Origin of the sequence: Pantoea conspicua, assembly GCF_002095315.1 — a bacterium.
GTDB classification, from domain to species: domain Bacteria; phylum Pseudomonadota; class Gammaproteobacteria; order Enterobacterales; family Enterobacteriaceae; genus Pantoea; species Pantoea conspicua.
The window spans coordinates 92,363-106,978 of record NZ_MLFN01000001.1; the positions used below are offsets into that span (position 1 = coordinate 92,363).

Annotated in this window: 29 protein-coding genes and 1 pseudogene; 23 read left to right on the top strand and 7 right to left on the bottom strand. The window is 49.6% G+C overall.

Annotated elements, in window-relative coordinates; genetic code table 11:
* Window positions 1–18: 18 nt before the first annotated feature.
* The 7 genes from HA41_RS20930 to HA41_RS00500 form a co-directional block, all read right to left on the bottom strand.
* Entirely contained in the window at window positions 19–189 is a 171-nt protein-coding gene (locus HA41_RS20930) for a hypothetical protein (RefSeq protein WP_158086608.1), read from the bottom strand.
* 68 nt (window positions 190–257) lie between these two features.
* A complete protein-coding gene (locus HA41_RS00475; RefSeq protein WP_094119091.1) occupies window positions 258–437 on the bottom strand; it encodes a DUF551 domain-containing protein in 180 nt (59 codons plus the stop codon).
* Between the two features lie 19 nt (window positions 438–456).
* Window positions 457–654, bottom strand: a complete 198-nt coding sequence (locus HA41_RS00480) for a hypothetical protein (protein ID WP_094119092.1) — start codon at window positions 652–654, stop codon at window positions 457–459.
* Between the two features lie 110 nt (window positions 655–764).
* The gene (locus HA41_RS00485) at window positions 765–1,526 is read right to left on the bottom strand and encodes a methyltransferase (protein ID WP_094119093.1); all 762 of its coding nucleotides are present in this window, start codon (window positions 1,524–1,526) and stop codon (window positions 765–767) included.
* Window positions 1,527–1,658: 132 nt separating this feature from the next.
* Complete coding sequence (locus HA41_RS00490; RefSeq protein WP_094119094.1) at window positions 1,659–1,985, bottom strand: transcriptional antitermination N peptide; 327 nt, start codon at window positions 1,983–1,985, stop codon at window positions 1,659–1,661.
* A 502-nt stretch (window positions 1,986–2,487) separates the two neighbouring features.
* The gene (locus HA41_RS00495) at window positions 2,488–3,510 is read right to left on the bottom strand and encodes a hypothetical protein (protein WP_094119095.1); all 1,023 of its coding nucleotides are present in this window, start codon (window positions 3,508–3,510) and stop codon (window positions 2,488–2,490) included.
* A gap of 94 nt (window positions 3,511–3,604) precedes the next feature.
* Entirely contained in the window at window positions 3,605–4,252 is a 648-nt protein-coding gene (locus HA41_RS00500; protein WP_094119096.1) for a LexA family protein, read from the bottom strand.
* A 107-nt stretch (window positions 4,253–4,359) separates the two neighbouring features.
* Between HA41_RS00500 and HA41_RS00505 the strand changes: the two genes are divergently transcribed.
* The 23 genes and pseudogenes from HA41_RS00505 to HA41_RS20620 form a co-directional block, all read left to right on the top strand.
* Entirely contained in the window at window positions 4,360–4,578 is a 219-nt protein-coding gene (locus HA41_RS00505) for a helix-turn-helix transcriptional regulator (RefSeq protein WP_094119097.1), read from the top strand.
* A gap of 144 nt (window positions 4,579–4,722) precedes the next feature.
* Window positions 4,723–5,001 (top strand): CII family transcriptional regulator, encoded by a 279-nt coding sequence (locus HA41_RS00510; RefSeq protein WP_094119098.1) that lies wholly within the window; start codon window positions 4,723–4,725, stop codon window positions 4,999–5,001.
* Between the two features lie 34 nt (window positions 5,002–5,035).
* Window positions 5,036–5,179, top strand: a complete 144-nt coding sequence (locus HA41_RS21055) for a hypothetical protein (RefSeq protein WP_167373367.1) — start codon at window positions 5,036–5,038, stop codon at window positions 5,177–5,179.
* Entirely contained in the window at window positions 5,176–6,126 is a 951-nt protein-coding gene (locus HA41_RS00515; protein ID WP_094119099.1) for a hypothetical protein, read from the top strand. The genes HA41_RS21055 and HA41_RS00515 overlap by 4 nt, the downstream gene beginning before the upstream one ends.
* A complete protein-coding gene (locus tag HA41_RS00520; protein WP_094119100.1) occupies window positions 6,113–7,540 on the top strand; it encodes a replicative DNA helicase in 1,428 nt (475 codons plus the stop codon). Before HA41_RS00515 ends, HA41_RS00520 begins: the two co-directional genes overlap by 14 nt.
* Window positions 7,540–7,794, top strand: a complete 255-nt coding sequence (locus HA41_RS00525; protein ID WP_094119101.1) for a hypothetical protein — start codon at window positions 7,540–7,542, stop codon at window positions 7,792–7,794. The genes HA41_RS00520 and HA41_RS00525 overlap by 1 nt, the downstream gene beginning before the upstream one ends.
* Window positions 7,795–8,025, top strand: a complete 231-nt coding sequence (locus tag HA41_RS00530; RefSeq protein WP_094119102.1) for a CHC2 zinc finger domain-containing protein — start codon at window positions 7,795–7,797, stop codon at window positions 8,023–8,025.
* A 1-nt stretch (window position 8,026) separates the two neighbouring features.
* Window positions 8,027–8,236, top strand: a complete 210-nt coding sequence (locus HA41_RS00535) for a hypothetical protein (protein WP_094119103.1) — start codon at window positions 8,027–8,029, stop codon at window positions 8,234–8,236.
* Window positions 8,217–8,561: a hypothetical protein gene (locus HA41_RS00540; protein ID WP_094119104.1), complete on the top strand. Its 345-nt coding sequence runs from the start codon at window positions 8,217–8,219 to the stop codon at window positions 8,559–8,561. Before HA41_RS00535 ends, HA41_RS00540 begins: the two co-directional genes overlap by 20 nt.
* Before the next feature lie 451 nt (window positions 8,562–9,012).
* Window positions 9,013–9,444 (top strand): recombination protein NinB, encoded by a 432-nt coding sequence (locus HA41_RS00545; protein ID WP_094119105.1) that lies wholly within the window; start codon window positions 9,013–9,015, stop codon window positions 9,442–9,444.
* 192 nt (window positions 9,445–9,636) lie between these two features.
* Window positions 9,637–9,843 (top strand): hypothetical protein, encoded by a 207-nt coding sequence (locus HA41_RS00555; protein ID WP_094119107.1) that lies wholly within the window; start codon window positions 9,637–9,639, stop codon window positions 9,841–9,843.
* A complete protein-coding gene (locus tag HA41_RS00560; protein WP_094119108.1) occupies window positions 9,836–10,039 on the top strand; it encodes a hypothetical protein in 204 nt (67 codons plus the stop codon). Before HA41_RS00555 ends, HA41_RS00560 begins: the two co-directional genes overlap by 8 nt.
* 2 nt (window positions 10,040–10,041) lie before the next feature.
* Window positions 10,042–10,353: a phage protein NinX family protein gene (locus HA41_RS00565; RefSeq protein WP_094119109.1), complete on the top strand. Its 312-nt coding sequence runs from the start codon at window positions 10,042–10,044 to the stop codon at window positions 10,351–10,353.
* A gap of 98 nt (window positions 10,354–10,451) precedes the next feature.
* Window positions 10,452–10,628: a protein NinF gene (locus tag HA41_RS20610; protein WP_143807215.1), complete on the top strand. Its 177-nt coding sequence runs from the start codon at window positions 10,452–10,454 to the stop codon at window positions 10,626–10,628.
* Window positions 10,621–10,911 (top strand): DUF1364 domain-containing protein, encoded by a 291-nt coding sequence (locus HA41_RS00570; RefSeq protein WP_094119110.1) that lies wholly within the window; start codon window positions 10,621–10,623, stop codon window positions 10,909–10,911. The genes HA41_RS20610 and HA41_RS00570 overlap by 8 nt, the downstream gene beginning before the upstream one ends.
* Entirely contained in the window at window positions 10,908–11,270 is a 363-nt protein-coding gene (locus HA41_RS00575; protein ID WP_094119111.1) for a RusA family crossover junction endodeoxyribonuclease, read from the top strand. Before HA41_RS00570 ends, HA41_RS00575 begins: the two co-directional genes overlap by 4 nt.
* Window positions 11,267–11,392 (top strand): YlcG family protein, encoded by a 126-nt coding sequence (locus tag HA41_RS20615; RefSeq protein ID WP_122983614.1) that lies wholly within the window; start codon window positions 11,267–11,269, stop codon window positions 11,390–11,392. The genes HA41_RS00575 and HA41_RS20615 overlap by 4 nt, the downstream gene beginning before the upstream one ends.
* Window positions 11,382–12,005: a hypothetical protein gene (locus HA41_RS00580; RefSeq protein ID WP_094119112.1), complete on the top strand. Its 624-nt coding sequence runs from the start codon at window positions 11,382–11,384 to the stop codon at window positions 12,003–12,005. The genes HA41_RS20615 and HA41_RS00580 overlap by 11 nt, the downstream gene beginning before the upstream one ends.
* Window positions 12,006–12,714: 709 nt before the next feature.
* Window positions 12,715–12,957 carry a phage holin gene (locus HA41_RS00585; RefSeq protein WP_094119113.1) on the top strand — a complete coding sequence of 81 codons (243 nt, stop codon included), beginning with the start codon at window positions 12,715–12,717 and terminating at the stop codon, window positions 12,955–12,957.
* A 3-nt stretch (window positions 12,958–12,960) separates the two neighbouring features.
* Complete coding sequence (locus HA41_RS00590; RefSeq protein ID WP_094119114.1) at window positions 12,961–13,473, top strand: lysozyme; 513 nt, start codon at window positions 12,961–12,963, stop codon at window positions 13,471–13,473.
* Complete coding sequence (locus HA41_RS00595) at window positions 13,454–13,924, top strand: lysis protein (protein WP_094119115.1); 471 nt, start codon at window positions 13,454–13,456, stop codon at window positions 13,922–13,924. The genes HA41_RS00590 and HA41_RS00595 overlap by 20 nt, the downstream gene beginning before the upstream one ends.
* Window positions 13,899–14,396, top strand: coding sequence for an HNH endonuclease signature motif containing protein (locus tag HA41_RS00600; RefSeq protein WP_094119116.1), 498 nt, complete (start codon window positions 13,899–13,901; stop codon window positions 14,394–14,396). Before HA41_RS00595 ends, HA41_RS00600 begins: the two co-directional genes overlap by 26 nt.
* Window positions 14,397–14,399: 3 nt before the next feature.
* Window positions 14,400–14,504 (top strand): annotated as a pseudogene (locus HA41_RS20620) (lysis system i-spanin subunit Rz); the annotation flags it as partial.
* Window positions 14,505–14,616: the final 112 nt, after the last annotated feature.

Here is a 14,616-nt window from a genome sequence, read left to right on the forward strand (position 1 = left end):
TGACAAGCCATTGCGCTGCTAATCAACATCTCCAGCTTCTAAATACTTATCAATAAGCTTCTTTAAGTGAATCACCTGCTCTTTATCTAAAACTACATTTTCATCGCCATGCCAGATAACCAGGTCGCCATCACTATCAATAACGACCTCTTTACTGTGATACTTACTCGCCTCTTTAATCGTTGCCATTCTCATATCTCCTGTTAAATATCCATGCGTAGCACCTCAAAGCCGTCTAAGCAGACAGCTTTACGGTGTCACTCATCGGGTAATTCAGGTATCTCACACCAAAAGCTTACCTGCGGTGTGTAATTGCTTAAACCAACCCACTGCTGCCCGTCATGCCATACTACGAATGGACGTTTTGATGGGCCGCTGAACCCAAGAACATAACGGCTATCATCAGGCAGCTTATCTTTAGATTTAATCCATTCCATCCTCTTCTCCTGTTAGTGGTTACTGGCCCCGGGCGCGGAGCATTGCGTCGGCCATGTCATAAGCTGCCTTTGCATACTCATCCACACTTCCATTACCATTGATTAGTGGCAAAGCCTTAGCTGCGAAATAGTCACGCAACTGCATTCCCTCGCAGCCTTCTACCGTTTCACTTCCCATCGGCAGCGGAAATGCTGCTCCACCTGTCTCTTTACTCATACACCCCCTCCTGCTATAAACCCCAGCCCCATCAACACACCAATCACCAGCCAACCGAAAATATAATTACCAGTGCTTATCATGGTGCCTCCAGATGTGAAAAAGGCCGCCTAAGCGACCTGTGCGGGTATGCTCACAATGACCGTATTAACCATCGTCCCTGATGACTTAAATGCGCCTTCTGGCAGCTCTTCAATGTGGCCGCCGCGCTCTTCAATCAGTTGGCGAAAATCAGTAGTTAGTTTGTTGCTGCGGAACGTCACCGATGAAGCCATGACTGATACCAACAGGCCGCCCGGCTTCAAAAATTTCAGGGCATGAGTTACGTGCTTGATATCAGCCTGACGACCAAACGGCGGGTTCATTACTACGCGGTCATAAATAGGCGCTGGCTCAACCCTAAGGAAATCGACAGGGTCACCAATGCCTGATAACCGAAGGTTCAGAGCATGCAATGCCTCATTATTGGCTGGCATCAGCTCATACATATCAATCATCACATTTGCTGCGGCGTCGTGAGCAGCCTTAGCCAGGGCACCTTGACCTGCGCTGGGCTCAAGTACTTTCATTCCATCCCGAACGTCTGCCAGGCGAATTACGTGCTTCGCAACATCTGGCGGGGTCGGGAAGAACTCAAAATCATCCTTCGGCACCACTACATCGCCGGTAAGAATGATTTGCTCAATGCGATCGGATGCGTCGATATCGAAAACGTGCGCCTTCGCTTTTCGATTCCACTTTCCTCCTGCTGCCTCAATCACCTTATTGGTTCGGGTGTAGAGGTTTCGGTCAAGCTGTCCGGTGAGAATTAAATTATTGCCTTCACACTGACTGGCGCTGAGTACGTTCAATACTTCGTTATCTACACGCATTTGTTTTCCTGTTTTTCAACGAGCCGTTACGATGTCTTTTGAGTTGCGATAGCGCGCTGCAAAAATAGCTATCTCCGGTAAGCACACTGATGTGCTCTCATGCCTGTCACGCAGAGAAGGGGAGATGACGGATCAAATGAGTGGAATGCTCTTTCCGCGCATCTTCTGCACTGCGTGAATCTGACGACCAGCTTCATTGCTGACCTTCTGGTATTTGGTGCTGATGCGGTGCTCTACATACATCGAGGCACCGGCCAGAATCTGCTTGTGATATTCCGTCTCGGTCTCAACAGCCTTGACTACGCGGTCAGCTGCTGGGCGTTTGCACTGCAACACAACGCGGCTTGGAGTAGGTCGATGCAACACTTCAGCGCTAACGCTGGCTTCACTCTGAAGGTGAGCACGACGTTCACGACGACGACCTGAAGCTGAACCGGAGAATTGAGTTCTGCGTGTCATAGATACCTCCTGAGTAAATTTTGGCGATGGTACTTATCCATCCCAAAACTCACGCTTTGGTACTAACTGGCTTTTCAGCCACGTAGGTGATCCGTCACCGTTGTTAAAAGAGCCTGCTGTCCGTTTCGTACTGCGCCAGCTTCCTGCTGATGGAATGATATTCACATATTGTGATTTATTGGTCAATCACGATTTGTGTATAAATTCCCCCTTACACGTTATGTGTATGATTTTGGTGTGAATTTATTTTTATGGGTGATTTGCAGGCACAAAAAAGCCCGCTCAGTGGCGGGCTATCTATAGGTCTGTCAGCAAAGTGCAGGAGTGCCTGGCGGAGCATGGTTGATTGGCTGTTTTGGATCACGCAGTAACTATATGAAATATATAGTATCGCGCTTCTTGCGCTATCTGTAAGTTATTGATTTTAGCGCTGGCGGTAAAATTTTTGGATCTCGATAAAGCGGACACAAAAAACCCGGCGCGGTGGCCGGGTTTGAAGGTATCACTTTGAAATCCTTGATATCATGGCAAGTTCGATAATTCCGCTTCGGATTTTGTAGTCTCCGAAAAGTTTCGTCGTATCAGATTCTTTCATTGCATCGTACAGCAAATCAGTTTCTTCTTTATCAAAGAATTCCGTCAGCACATAAGCTGGGAAGGAGTAGTCCTCTCCAACCTTTCTGCATGTAACTGTCAGCTTTTCTGGAGTTTTCTTAATCCCCTCAATCTCAACCTCTACGGTAAGTTCGCTGTTAGTCATTTTTTCACGCGGGTTCTGGATCATCTCTTTGATATCTTTTTGGTCTAACTCAATTTTAGCAAGACCATTGAATTCGACTTTATCGGCGTCAGAAACCCCTTTTAACACACCAACAACGGCATTAGCTGCATGGTTTTGAATTCCTTCTGAAACATCCCTTGCTGCTGGAGTAGCACTTGATGCGCTAAGAGCTTCAACAATTCCATCCTTGAGAATTCTCATTCTCTCATTTTCAGAATTGTTATCTTCCTTAGCTTCGTCAAGCTCAAGCTGTTTCATGTCTTTTTCATGCTTGTTTTTTAGGTGCGACTTTACGAGCCACGCCCCAGTAAGGAGTAGAGATATGAGAACTAAGCAGATTGCCTTTTCTGTTCCAGTCATACCTTGGGTTGATCTCTCAAATGCTATGCCAAAAGAATCTATGACATCCTTAATGGCAACGATAAGGTCAGTACATCCTGGCTCGACCTTAAATATGATTTCAAGCTCTTCACGATCCTTCTTAGTGAGGTGCTTAAGGTTGTCAGTTCCGTGCTTAACAAGCGTATATGCTTTATAGAGTTCAGTCTGAAACTCGCACATCCCTTGAGCTAGCGATGCCGGAATGGTTCCATTATAGCGCTCAGGATCCCCGTAAATCTTGAAATTTACGACATTTACGAAATTTATGTTTAAGTTTTCTACCGTAAACTCTTCACCCTTCCTAAGGCGATGTAGCAAAGATTCAACGTCGCTTAGGTTTGAAACCTCAATTTGATTTTCCATTTTGCCCTTGGATTTTATCCCTGGTAAAAGTGAATCGTTCCAATCTTAAGTCGGATACGCGCTGTGTGTAATTTCGGCAAGTGACGCAAAATCTTTACCCAAACGTCTCTTCCGGCCACTGAGCCTTCACCACCTTCCCAATGATGCGGCAGCTGTGATCGCAATCCAGCACCCTATAAGCCGGGTTAAGAGGCACCAGATAGCTAACGCCGCCATCTTTCTCATACTTCTTGAAGGTCACCTCAGAATCGCCATTTGCTGAGGCAACGCAGAAATCACCTGTCTCAACATCCTCAGCCGGATCAACCAATATGAGCATACCCTCCGGGAAGCTCGGGCGAACACCCTGAGGGGCTGTCATAGAATGACCCTTTACCTCAAGCCAGAAGGCGTTCTCGCTTGCTTTCTTGGTTGTCGCCACCCATGACTTTGCATCGCTCGCGGTATAGCTTCCAACTTCTGAAAAAGGCCCTGCTTGGACAGAGGCGAACAATGGGTATTCATACTGCTTGAAAACAGAGTCGGCCTCATCACCAAACATGATCATAGCTGGTGATACCCCAAGGGCAGAACCAAGGATTACCGCGTCGTCAGCACTTACCTTACGTGTGCCTAACTCATAATTACCCAGGCGAGACGGAGCAGCCCAACCGCAAAGTTTGGCTAGCTGTACTTGGCTAAGTCCTTTTGCTTCACGCAGGGACTTGATCCTTTCCCCGATTAATTCATGCATTGTTTTCATCCAGTAAATTTACCACAGTTCGTGATTGCACTCCGTACACGAATTGAGGTTGACTGTTAATCACATTTTGTGTGTAATAGTGCTGTGTTTAATGTTAGGAGGCTGCAATGAACAACATTGCTCAGCAGCGAAAGAAAATCGGAGTTTCGCAAGCTGTCTTGGCTTCAGCTATTGGTTGGGGTCAATCCCGTATCGCCAACTATGAACTGAACATCCGTACTCCAAGCTTAAATGACTGCCGAGCAATCATTGATGGCTTAAAAAAATTGGGCTGTAAATGCTCGTTGGATGAAGTCTTCCCACCGTCCAAAGATAAAGCAGCTTAAGCAGTAATCCACCGCTCTTACACAACGGACATGAAGTCCTACGTCGCTGAAAAGCGAAATCCAAACGAAACAAAAAAAACGTTCGTGGCAATAGCTGCGGCTTTGTCACGTCTAACTACTTAACCAACAAAGGAATGATGTCACATGGAACTTACAAGCACACGCAAGAAGGCCAACGCAATTACCAGCAACATTTTCAACCGCATAGCGATGCGAGGTCAGCGGAAGATTGCTGATGAGTTGGGTGTTGATGAGTCCCAAATAACACGCTGGAAGAGCAGCATGATCCCGAAGATGTCCATGCTACTGGCGATTCTGGAGTGGGGTGTTGATGACGATGAGCTGGCAAGCCTTGCCAAACAGGTAGCCAGATTACTGACAAAAGAAAACGCCCCAAAGAACTGCGAATTCTTTGAGGCGTAACGCGAAATGACTGGATCAATTCACAGGAGTAATTATGCCAAAGAAACACGTTATGTACCAGGCGGAATTGCACAAAAACCTTGCCCGAGTCGAATTCTGCAAAGCGTTCAATCCGAAGGTTGCTGAGAAGTTGAGGCAGATTCTGGATGAACACAAAGCTAAGGAGAAGCGGCAATGAGCAACGTATCAAGTTTAGCCAGAGCCAGAGAGGCTAAAAGGTTCCAGGAGACGCCGCAACAGGGCGTTAAGGGGTATGCCTTGCTGCATCGTAAAATCAAGGAGCTTCCCTTCTACAGAACGGATTCTGAAGCTGTTCACCTGTGGATCCACATCATCCTGTCAGCCAACCATGCGCCTGCACCAGTTAATACCGAGTTCGGTGAAATGCTGGTTAGGCGTGGTGAGTTCATCACCGGGCGAAATACTCTGGCAGCCGAAACAGGAATCACCGGTGACCGCATTAAGTATCTGCTCAACAAGTTCGAAAAGCTGAGCATGATTAGCCGCATTTCCAATAAGAAATTCACCCGAATTTCGGTCACAAAATACGACGATTATCAGCCAAATATTGTGCCAACAGAATGCCAACAGAGTGCCAACGCAATGCCGCTAGCACCAAGGGCTGTCGAGGAGGTTGTGCCAACAGAGTGCCATCAAAGTGCCACAAACAATGAATTAATAACTAATAACTCAATATCTAAAGATATTGAGTGTCCATCTCAAACCGCCGATCAGGACGATGATGAAGAAATCAGAATCCCGAGACAGCCAGCCAATCCTGATAAGCCAAAAGCAGTTCGCACCCCATACGAAGACATGGTGAATGCCTACCATGAAATCCTGCCGGAAATGTCGGCAGTCGAAATTATTCGTGGAAAACGTAAATCTGCGATGCGCAACTTCTGGCAGCAGTGCAACCGCGAGTACCAGAAGGCCAAAGGTGTTCCGTTCACGATTGAGAACTGGCGGAACTATCTCGAATACATCGCTTCGAACTGCACCTGGATGATGCAGGAAAGGCCAAACGGCAAGGGTGGATTTTGGGCAGCCAAGAATCTGGACTATCTAGTGACGGATGAGTGCTACACGAAGGTGAAGGAGCAGCGCGCAAATGACAGGAAATAACTTCGTACCTCCAAACAGCATCGATGCGGAGCAGTGTGTAATCGGCAGCATCCTGAATGACAGCCAGAGCGACAAATGCCAGATGGTGCTGGCCACGCTGAAGCCAGATGCGTTCTACAGCCGCTCACATCAGGAAATCTGGTCTGAAGCTGTGACGCTTAACCGACGCAAAATTACCGTGGACATCCTGACGCTGTCACAGGCGCTGGAGCAAGGCGGGAAGCTGGAGCAGCTAGGTGGTTTCGGCTATCTGGCTGAGATGGTTAAAAACACACCCAGCTCCGCAAACGTCGTGAACTACGCCTCAGTCGTGAAAGACCGGGCTTCTGACCGCATGTGGATCCGCCAGTCAAACGAGGTGGCCAGCCTGTTCAGCTCCCGCAACGGCATGACCACTGAGCAGAAGGTTGAAGCCGCTCAGGCTTTGCTGGCAGAGGCTGTAGACAGCACTGCTACCGGCAACAAAAAGGGACTTCGTCGCATAGACGACATTGCAGCTAAATGGACAGCAATGGTCGAAAACCGGTTTAACGATCCGGATGCGCATCGCGGCCTGACTACTGGCATTCGTGACCTCGACAAGCTACTGGCACCGAAGCATGTCATGCGCGGATCCCTGTTCGTTATTGGCGCAAGGCCAAAAATGGGTAAAACCACGGTGCTGACCGAAATCGCTTTGCATGTCGCAGACGTTGAAAACCTGCCTGTGGCCATGTTCAGCCTTGAGATGCCTGAAGAGCAAATCTTCGAGCGCATGCTTGGCCAGTCATCACACGTCAATACCGATATGTTCTATGCACAAGAAAAATCGGGCCCGAGCGAGGATGAAGACTGGAATAGGGTTTACGCAGCGATGGCCAGAATGAGCGACCGGCCAAACATCTGGATTGACGATAACCCCGGCATGACGCTGGCCCACATTCAGGCAGAGTGCCGCAAGCTGAAGCGAAATAACAAGCGTATCGGCATGATTGGCATCGACTACCTGACACTGATGAGCACTGAAGCTTCAGAAACCAACGCTCTGGCATTCGGCAAGATTACCAAGGCACTGAAGAACCTGGCCAAGGAGCTGGACACGGTAATCATCCTCCTGACCCAGTTAAACCGTAATCTGGAAGAGCGAGCCAATAAGCGCCCTATGGCCAGCGATTCGCGCGATACCGGTCAGATTGAACAGGACTGTGATTACTGGATGGCCATCTACAAGGAAAACGTTTACGACGAGAACGCGGATCCGACGCTAACTGAGCTTATCCTCCGGCTGAACCGCCACGGCAAAACCGGAACGGTTTACGTTGACCAAAAAGACGTAGCTCTTTTCCCATGCGACCAAAAACAGGCAGTGGAAGAGCGAGCAGAGCGCAAATCCCGCAAAGTGACCAAGCAACTAAAACAGGTAGAGGGTTTCTGATGAAAACACATCTCGAGCAGTACATGGCGCACCGCGCGGAGCTGGCCAAAAAGGTTTATCTGGAAGACGGATTCGTTGTGCTCAACACAGGCAACACCACCTATGAAATCGCAGTAAACAGGCTGCACAGCCATGAAAGCCTTGCTAACTGGGCATTTCACCTGACCGAAAAGACATGGATGGATATGGACATGATGCGCGAGTTTTTGCGCGTGGCCAGCGTGGCTGCAAACCTTCCACTGGAGGGCGTGTAAATGTCCATCATCGATAGCGCAATGAAGCTGACCGAACTCACGAAGCAAGGCGCGAATTATCGCGGGTTATGCCCATTCCATGACGAAAGCACCCCGTCTTTCGTGGTGCGCCCACAGAACAACGACTTTATCTGCTTTGGATGCGGCAAGTCAGGCGGTGAAATCGAACTGGCACAATTCGAGCGCGATTCGCGTTCCGACAAAGGCGGCAAAAAGGGTGGGGGATTTTGATATGAGCAAAGAATTACCGACAGTTGTGGCCGAGAATTTCATGACCATCGCTCCAGAACTAACGATCAAAGTTGTTGTGCTTAGTAACGGGCAGCGAATCATACCCGAGGAAGACATGAAGCGGGCTTGTGAATGGCTGGGTATAGACCTCAGCAGCCTTGAAGCAGAGTCATTATTTCAGGAGCAGGGCAATGAAAAAGCTAACAGCTGAACGCTGCAAACAACGCATCATTGATTTGCAGTTTAAGCGTGACAACCAAGGCATGAGCAATCAGATGTATGACTATCTGGACGCCCTTGAGATTGCACTCCCCATACTGGAGCAGCAGGAGCGGGGGGAGGGTGAGTGGATTGAGTGGGAAGGAAGAGAAATTCCTGGAGCCGTAAAAGGCCGAGTCGTCCAGGTTCGTTATGCAACTGGCGAGATAGAAACTGAATATAGCGGATTCCTCAACTGGGGAAATGGCAGCGGTAAGCTTGTTTGCGCCTACCGCATCATCCCGGATCAGCCCACCAATCAGAACGGAGAGCAGTGATATGTGGTTAAAGCGAGCGATATTGAATCAAAAGGAATACCAGTCATTCACATGGTGGGAAAGCTTTATGGCGGGTCATATTAGTATTGGTCCTCTGACCATCTATGGCGAAAACGCTATGCATTGGGCGGTAAATATCCGAACCAAAAGATGGGGATATATTTGCTTCCGGTTGCCCGTGCGTTGCTTTGGCCGATGGTGGCCACTTTATTTCTACACATCGCCAAACGGAACTCCGGCATCTTCCACTTTCTGTATTCCAAATAGCCACAAGGTGCGCTGATGAACAACGTAATCCCCTTAAAGCGCTCTGAGCACGTCATATCAGACGCTGAACTGGATAAGCTGGCAATCGACATCAGTCGCTTCGCCCAGAAGCACGCAGGAACACTTAGCCTGAGTCATGGTGTCAGGAAATTACTTAGCGACGCATTAAAGCGAGATAAACGCGATGGAGAAACAAACCTACATCCTGCGGGATAACCGAATACGGCAAAACTGTGTAGAAGCCATCCAGCAGATATCAGCGAATAACCAGACCCCTCTCGTAGTAACCATCTCTGAACGAACCAGAACCCTCGAACAAAACGCTCTCTTATGGGCTTGCCTGCATGACGTATCAGAGCAGGTTATCTGGCATGGGCGGAAGCTGGCTCCGGAGAGCTGGAAGCACCTGTTTAGCGCGAGCCTGAACGGACAGGAGGCGGTGCCGAATCTGGCGGGGAATGGCTTTGTAGTCCTCGGTAAATCAACAAGCAAAATGCGCGTCAGTGAGATGCGTGACCTCATCACTCTAATCCACAGCTTCGGCATTGAGCACGACGTCAGATTTAGCGACGAGTCAGCGCGTGCGGCTGAATGGGCTAACCGCTTCGGAAAATAACATGACCCCCTTTACTGAAATTGGCGCAGCTATCGAAGAGGCTGCGTGGCTTGCTCACGTCCATAACAAACCTCACTGCGTATACCAGCGCTTTGACGGGCTGATGGAAGTGACGCCAGAGAACCCCGACCGAAACCCGATGTACACAACCGGCGCGCCCGGTGTCGTGACTACCGAATACAGGAGTGCAGCATGAGAAATACATGGAGCCGCGACCATCTCGACATTCTGACTCGCGATTACGCAAACGCATCAACAGAACTGCTGGCAATCATGTTCGACAAGCCACGTCAGCAGGTAACCAACAAAGCACGTGAACTTGGACTGAAGAAATCACCGGAATTCCTGGAAGTAGTTCGTGCAGCAACTGGTGCGATAAGGTGGCGTAATCATGCGTGAAACCTGGTTCACTCACCCCGACCCGATAGACACAAAAACAGCAGATGAGCTGATAGCCAGTTACAAATCACGAAATATCCAGGCCAAAAAGTGCCTTGCATTTGACCCACGCCTCTGGCTGGTCAGCGCGCTGCTGCCTGAGTTCCGGAACGAGCCAATACCGAGCAGGCAGTATAAAAACCCAATGTGGAGCTGAAGATGAATTACGCAGAAATGACTGATTTTGAAATCAACAAAGCAGTTGCGGCGACATGCCTGGGTGAGTGGTATGACAACGGGACATGCATAGTTAAATGCGATGACGATGACCGCAGTATTTTCAATCCATGCAACTCATGGTCTGATGCCGGTCCGATTATCGAGAAAGAAAACGTTAGCCTGACCTGCCACCAAAGTCGTGATGAGTGGGCCGCAATATTTAACAGGCATTGTATGTCTGCAAATCAGAATCCCCTTCGTGCTGCAATGGAATGCTTCCTGATGAAAAAGGAGCGAGAAAATGCCGCGTGAACGCTGCTGCCGCTGTCACATAACACTCACCTCAGAAGACAAGTATCACTACTCCATAAGCTGCGAGCAGTGCGAATGCGATATCGAATGGGAGAACCATGAGCGAGATAACCCAATCAAGTCAGCCTACTGGCGATGGAGAGCAGTGTGTTTCTGCCTGCGCTGGCTGTGGTGCTCTATTGCTGGATACCGAAGTCTACGCCTGTGGCTCATGCCTCGACCTGTGGCTTCTGGCCGATCCGAACTTCGCCATGACAGGAGAAAGTGATGGCTAACTTACGCAAAGAGGCGCGGGGCAGGGAATGCCAGGTCAGGCTGCCGGGCATATGTAACGGCAATTCTGAAACAGTCGTACTCGCGCATTACCGCATGGTTGGTATCTGTGGAACCGGAATGAAGCCTGATGACCTGTTTGGCGCATGGGCCTGCTCAGGTTGCCATGATGAAATAGACCGGCGCACACGCCGTTGTGACGTCACTGAGGCGCGCATAGCCCACCTTGAGGGTGTCATACGCACACAGGACGCTCTGCTTAGGGAAGGTAAGGTGAAACGATGAACGAATACCGAATAGAGCTGCCGTGGCCGCCCGGAAATAATCACCTCTTCTCAGTATTTCGCGGCAGGAAAATCAAAAGCAAGAAAGGCAGGGAATATACCACCGCAGTAACCAGACAAATCACCGAAGCAAATCAGCAATACCAACTGGCCGGCAGGCTCAAAGTAAAAATCCTCGCATATCCACCTACACGCGCCCGGCGTGACCTGGACAACCTATTCAAAGCACCCCTCGACTCACTCACCCAAGCAGGCGTCATAGCTGACGACAGCCTGATTGATGACGTGCGCATGGTTCGCTGTGAGGTGGTGAAGGGCGGCAGGCTGGAAATCATCATCACAGAGATGGAGGCATCATGACCGAATACCTCAGAGAGAAGTGGCTCCGCCTTCGCATTCTCAAGATGCGCGGCATGTACGAGATCAACTACCGGATAATCCGGAACACGGCGAAGATGATGGGGGTGAAGCATGCGCATTGAGCGTGACTATCAGCAAATCGTCAGACTGTCATGCGTCAGAACAGCAGCGGACATGCGCCGGTTATTCGGCAATGGCTGGAAGACCATCAACAAATCGCAGCAGGCATGGGTCAGGCATCTGCTGGGCGTATGGGGCGATCACCTCGGTGGCGAAGACTACGACCGTGCAGAGGTTAATATTATCGGGCGCCTGATGATGCGATGTGAATGGAGTGAGCAGAAGGGTAAGCAGATAGAGAAAATCGTGTCACAGCTGCATTGTGAAGGGCTGCGTGGTGAAGAGCTGTTCCGCAAGGCTCGCGACCTGCTTATCCCTCAGTCATCAACGGCAAACATCATCGCTCTCGCCAAAGAATCAGATGATGCCGCCTTTGTTGAATCAGTCATGGTAAAGACATTCGGAAGAGATAACCCGCTTCGGAACGTAGCCAGATTACGATACTGCAAGCGCAAGAGCGTGCAAAATATCGGCTCATCCCTGATTTATTACTGCAGCATCTCACCGAAAGAGGCCCGCAACAGAATGGAATGGGCGATGGATATCATCGAAGGAGAAATGTTTTACGCAATTAAGCGAGAAATGGAGAAGGAGATTCTTAAAATTGCAGCGTGATAATGTTATATAGCACGAAATGCCAAAGACAAAGGGCATGTAACCTGGCACATTAGCGGCATGATCGGGAAGTGAAGCGAACAGATCGCGGCTTTACCGGTCAGTTGCATAAATGTGGATGCCAAAGAGCCTCGCGACCTCACCAGTCGGCGGGGCTTTTTTATTTCTATCCCCTGAGAGGGATAAACCCTACTGCATACCCTGTAGCGGATAAGTAACACCACTAAACTATTTCAAAAGGTCGCCATCAGAGCGGCCTTTTTTATCATTGCCGTGAACCCGGCACGAAAAACCGGCACGAAAAAAAAGCGCCATCCATATCCAGAAAGGCGCCAAAAAAATTCAAGTTCCACAATATGTCAGCCATCTTTCATAAACTGACCATAAAATCCTAACAATTCTTGATCATACGTTTGTGCAATAAATGTTATTTGGTTGCCTTTAAGATAGTTCTGTCTCTGTAAGGGTGTGCTGCTACAGACCCTTGTCGTTTTCACGTCACTCCGGGTTTCTGGATTTCCTCCTGTGTGTTATGGGGTGGCGTATTTTTTACCCATAAAAAAATCCGCTCAATGGCGGATTCTTCAGCGTTGACTACCCAACGGCAGTACGGTTCTTTTTCTCTCGACAAGGAAAAGACTAGCCGGACTTGCTCAGTTCAGAAAGTAGACAATTCCTAATTGAGCACGTCCCCGTAACCGGGGGGCACATGAGTATTGATATGAGCAAACTGGCATCAGGCGCTGCTTATGGCGCATCTGCCGGGACGATTGCCAACGGTCTCCTGACCCGGTTAAGTCCCGACGAGTGGAGTGCTGTAGGCGTGTTGGCCGGTATTCTGGTGGCGCTGTTCACGCTTGGCATCAACTGGTACTACAAACGCAAGGCCACACTGGCGCAGATCAAAGCGCTTCAACGCTGGCCCACCGCACCAGACATCACAGAGGGTTAATCCATGGCTATGTCAAACGGCCTGCGCAATAAGCTGATTGCTGCTGCGGGCGGCGGAGCCATGCTTATCGCCACTGTATTCCTCGGTGGAAAGGATGGTGTTGAGGGAAGGGTATATGAGCCTTACAAAGATGTGGCAGGCGTCTGGACTGTCTGCGATGGCCATACCGGAACCGACATCATCAAGGGCAAAAAGTACACAGACCGCGAATGTGATCGCCTGATGTGGAACGACCTGAAGCCAGTAAAGGAAGCTGTTGATGGGATGGTCAAAGTTCCACTGGGTGAATATCAGCGTGCCGCGCTCTACAGCTTCACCTATAACGTTGGCACAAACGCGTTCTCAAAATCGACACTGCTTAAACGTCTGAATGCCGGTGACGTAAACGGTGCCTGCGAAGAACTGCGCCGCTGGATTTATGCTGGCGGGCAGAAGTGGCGCGGCCTGATGAATCGCCGCGATATGGAGCGGTCAATGTGCCTGGCGGAGAACGCTGATGAACTGGCTGGCAAATAACTGGCGATCGGTTTTGTGGTTCCTGCTCTGTGCCTGCATCATCTTCTTTGGTTCGGTGGCCGGGCATTATCACAGCAAATACACCGAAGCAGCCAGCCTGGCGGAAAAGCGGCAGGAAACCATCAACGACATGCAGCGCCGTCAGAAAAGCGTTGCGGCCCTCGACCAGAAGTACACGAAGGAGTTAGCGGATGCTAAAGCCACTATCGATCAGCTGCATGACGATGTTGCTGCTGGCAAGCGTCGGTTGCAGCTCAACGCAACCTGCACGAAGCAACCCACCGCCTCCTCCGGCCTGGATGATGCAGCCAGCGCCGAACTCACTCCAGACGCTCGACAAAATTATTTCCGTCTCAGAGAGCAATTAGCTACCTCTGAAAAACAAATTCGCGGTCTTCAAGATTATATCCGAAAGGTGGTATTTGATGAGAAGGGCGAAAGTAACCAGTGAAATTGAGGCTTACATCAACGAGCATCTTGAAGTAGATAGCAGCATGACTTCGGGCTTGAGATGGAAGAAAGCACCAAAATTCAATGGTCATATGCTCGGCAAGCAGGCCGGCGCTGAAACAGAAGATGGTTACTATCGGGTTGCCGTAAAAAGACAGAAGCTTTGCACCCATAGAGTGATCTGGTTTCTGGTCAACGGGTGCTGGCCTTTGTGCATTGACCATATAGATGGCAACCAAGCTAATAACTCTCCAGAAAACTTGCGCTCCGTGACCCTTTCAGAAAATCAACATAACCGAATCTGCAAAGGCGTTAAGCATGACCCTAGGCGCGATATGTATAGCGCAAGGATAACTGTTTCTGGTAAGTGCATCGAGCTTGGGTCCTTCAGGAGTGAGAGTGAAGCATCTCAGGCATACAAGTCAGCCAAAAGAAAGCTTCACCCATCAGCTCCTACACGATGTTATCAATGAGTCAACTCCGCTCAACGGGATTATTTCACCCTCAGAGAGCGAATCGAAACAGCCGGAAAGCAAATAGCAGGATTGCAGCAGTACATCAGGGAGCAGTGCCTGAAATGATTGAGGCGCACAGGAAAGTGCGCTAAATTTCCCAAAGATGAAGAGCTGCGTCCGAAAGGGTGCGGCTTTTTTTGTGCCCGAAAGCCAGCCCTGACAGAGATGTTCTGCCGGG

Coding starts and splice junctions, on each gene's coding strand:
- HA41_RS20610 (WP_143807215.1), top strand. CDS start 10,452: ATGAGCGAGATAACCCAATCAAGTCAGCCTACTGGCGATGGAGAGCAG.
- HA41_RS00515 (WP_094119099.1), top strand. CDS start 5,176: ATGAGCAACGTATCAAGTTTAGCCAGAGCCAGAGAGGCTAAAAGGTTC.
- HA41_RS00475 (WP_094119091.1), bottom strand. CDS start 437: ATGGAATGGATTAAATCTAAAGATAAGCTGCCTGATGATAGCCGTTAT.
- HA41_RS00600 (WP_094119116.1), top strand. CDS start 13,899: ATGAGAAGGGCGAAAGTAACCAGTGAAATTGAGGCTTACATCAACGAG.
- HA41_RS00485 (WP_094119093.1), bottom strand. CDS start 1,526: ATGCGTGTAGATAACGAAGTATTGAACGTACTCAGCGCCAGTCAGTGT.
- HA41_RS00575 (WP_094119111.1), top strand. CDS start 10,908: ATGAACGAATACCGAATAGAGCTGCCGTGGCCGCCCGGAAATAATCAC.
- HA41_RS00565 (WP_094119109.1), top strand. CDS start 10,042: ATGAATTACGCAGAAATGACTGATTTTGAAATCAACAAAGCAGTTGCG.
- HA41_RS00570 (WP_094119110.1), top strand. CDS start 10,621: ATGGCTAACTTACGCAAAGAGGCGCGGGGCAGGGAATGCCAGGTCAGG.
- HA41_RS00590 (WP_094119114.1), top strand. CDS start 12,961: ATGGCTATGTCAAACGGCCTGCGCAATAAGCTGATTGCTGCTGCGGGC.
- HA41_RS20615 (WP_122983614.1), top strand. CDS start 11,267: ATGACCGAATACCTCAGAGAGAAGTGGCTCCGCCTTCGCATTCTCAAG.
- HA41_RS21055 (WP_167373367.1), top strand. CDS start 5,036: ATGCCAAAGAAACACGTTATGTACCAGGCGGAATTGCACAAAAACCTT.
- HA41_RS00525 (WP_094119101.1), top strand. CDS start 7,540: ATGAAAACACATCTCGAGCAGTACATGGCGCACCGCGCGGAGCTGGCC.
- HA41_RS00495 (WP_094119095.1), bottom strand. CDS start 3,510: ATGGAAAATCAAATTGAGGTTTCAAACCTAAGCGACGTTGAATCTTTG.
- HA41_RS00535 (WP_094119103.1), top strand. CDS start 8,027: ATGAGCAAAGAATTACCGACAGTTGTGGCCGAGAATTTCATGACCATC.
- HA41_RS00560 (WP_094119108.1), top strand. CDS start 9,836: ATGCGTGAAACCTGGTTCACTCACCCCGACCCGATAGACACAAAAACA.
- HA41_RS00580 (WP_094119112.1), top strand. CDS start 11,382: ATGCGCATTGAGCGTGACTATCAGCAAATCGTCAGACTGTCATGCGTC.
- HA41_RS00530 (WP_094119102.1), top strand. CDS start 7,795: ATGTCCATCATCGATAGCGCAATGAAGCTGACCGAACTCACGAAGCAA.
- HA41_RS00480 (WP_094119092.1), bottom strand. CDS start 654: ATGAGTAAAGAGACAGGTGGAGCAGCATTTCCGCTGCCGATGGGAAGT.
- HA41_RS00490 (WP_094119094.1), bottom strand. CDS start 1,985: ATGACACGCAGAACTCAATTCTCCGGTTCAGCTTCAGGTCGTCGTCGT.
- HA41_RS00500 (WP_094119096.1), bottom strand. CDS start 4,252: ATGAAAACAATGCATGAATTAATCGGGGAAAGGATCAAGTCCCTGCGT.
- HA41_RS00555 (WP_094119107.1), top strand. CDS start 9,637: ATGAGAAATACATGGAGCCGCGACCATCTCGACATTCTGACTCGCGAT.
- HA41_RS20930 (WP_158086608.1), bottom strand. CDS start 189: ATGGCAACGATTAAAGAGGCGAGTAAGTATCACAGTAAAGAGGTCGTT.
- HA41_RS00520 (WP_094119100.1), top strand. CDS start 6,113: ATGACAGGAAATAACTTCGTACCTCCAAACAGCATCGATGCGGAGCAG.
- HA41_RS00585 (WP_094119113.1), top strand. CDS start 12,715: ATGAGTATTGATATGAGCAAACTGGCATCAGGCGCTGCTTATGGCGCA.
- HA41_RS00505 (WP_094119097.1), top strand. CDS start 4,360: ATGAACAACATTGCTCAGCAGCGAAAGAAAATCGGAGTTTCGCAAGCT.
- HA41_RS00595 (WP_094119115.1), top strand. CDS start 13,454: ATGAACTGGCTGGCAAATAACTGGCGATCGGTTTTGTGGTTCCTGCTC.
- HA41_RS00540 (WP_094119104.1), top strand. CDS start 8,217: ATGAAAAAGCTAACAGCTGAACGCTGCAAACAACGCATCATTGATTTG.
- HA41_RS00545 (WP_094119105.1), top strand. CDS start 9,013: ATGGAGAAACAAACCTACATCCTGCGGGATAACCGAATACGGCAAAAC.
- HA41_RS00510 (WP_094119098.1), top strand. CDS start 4,723: ATGGAACTTACAAGCACACGCAAGAAGGCCAACGCAATTACCAGCAAC.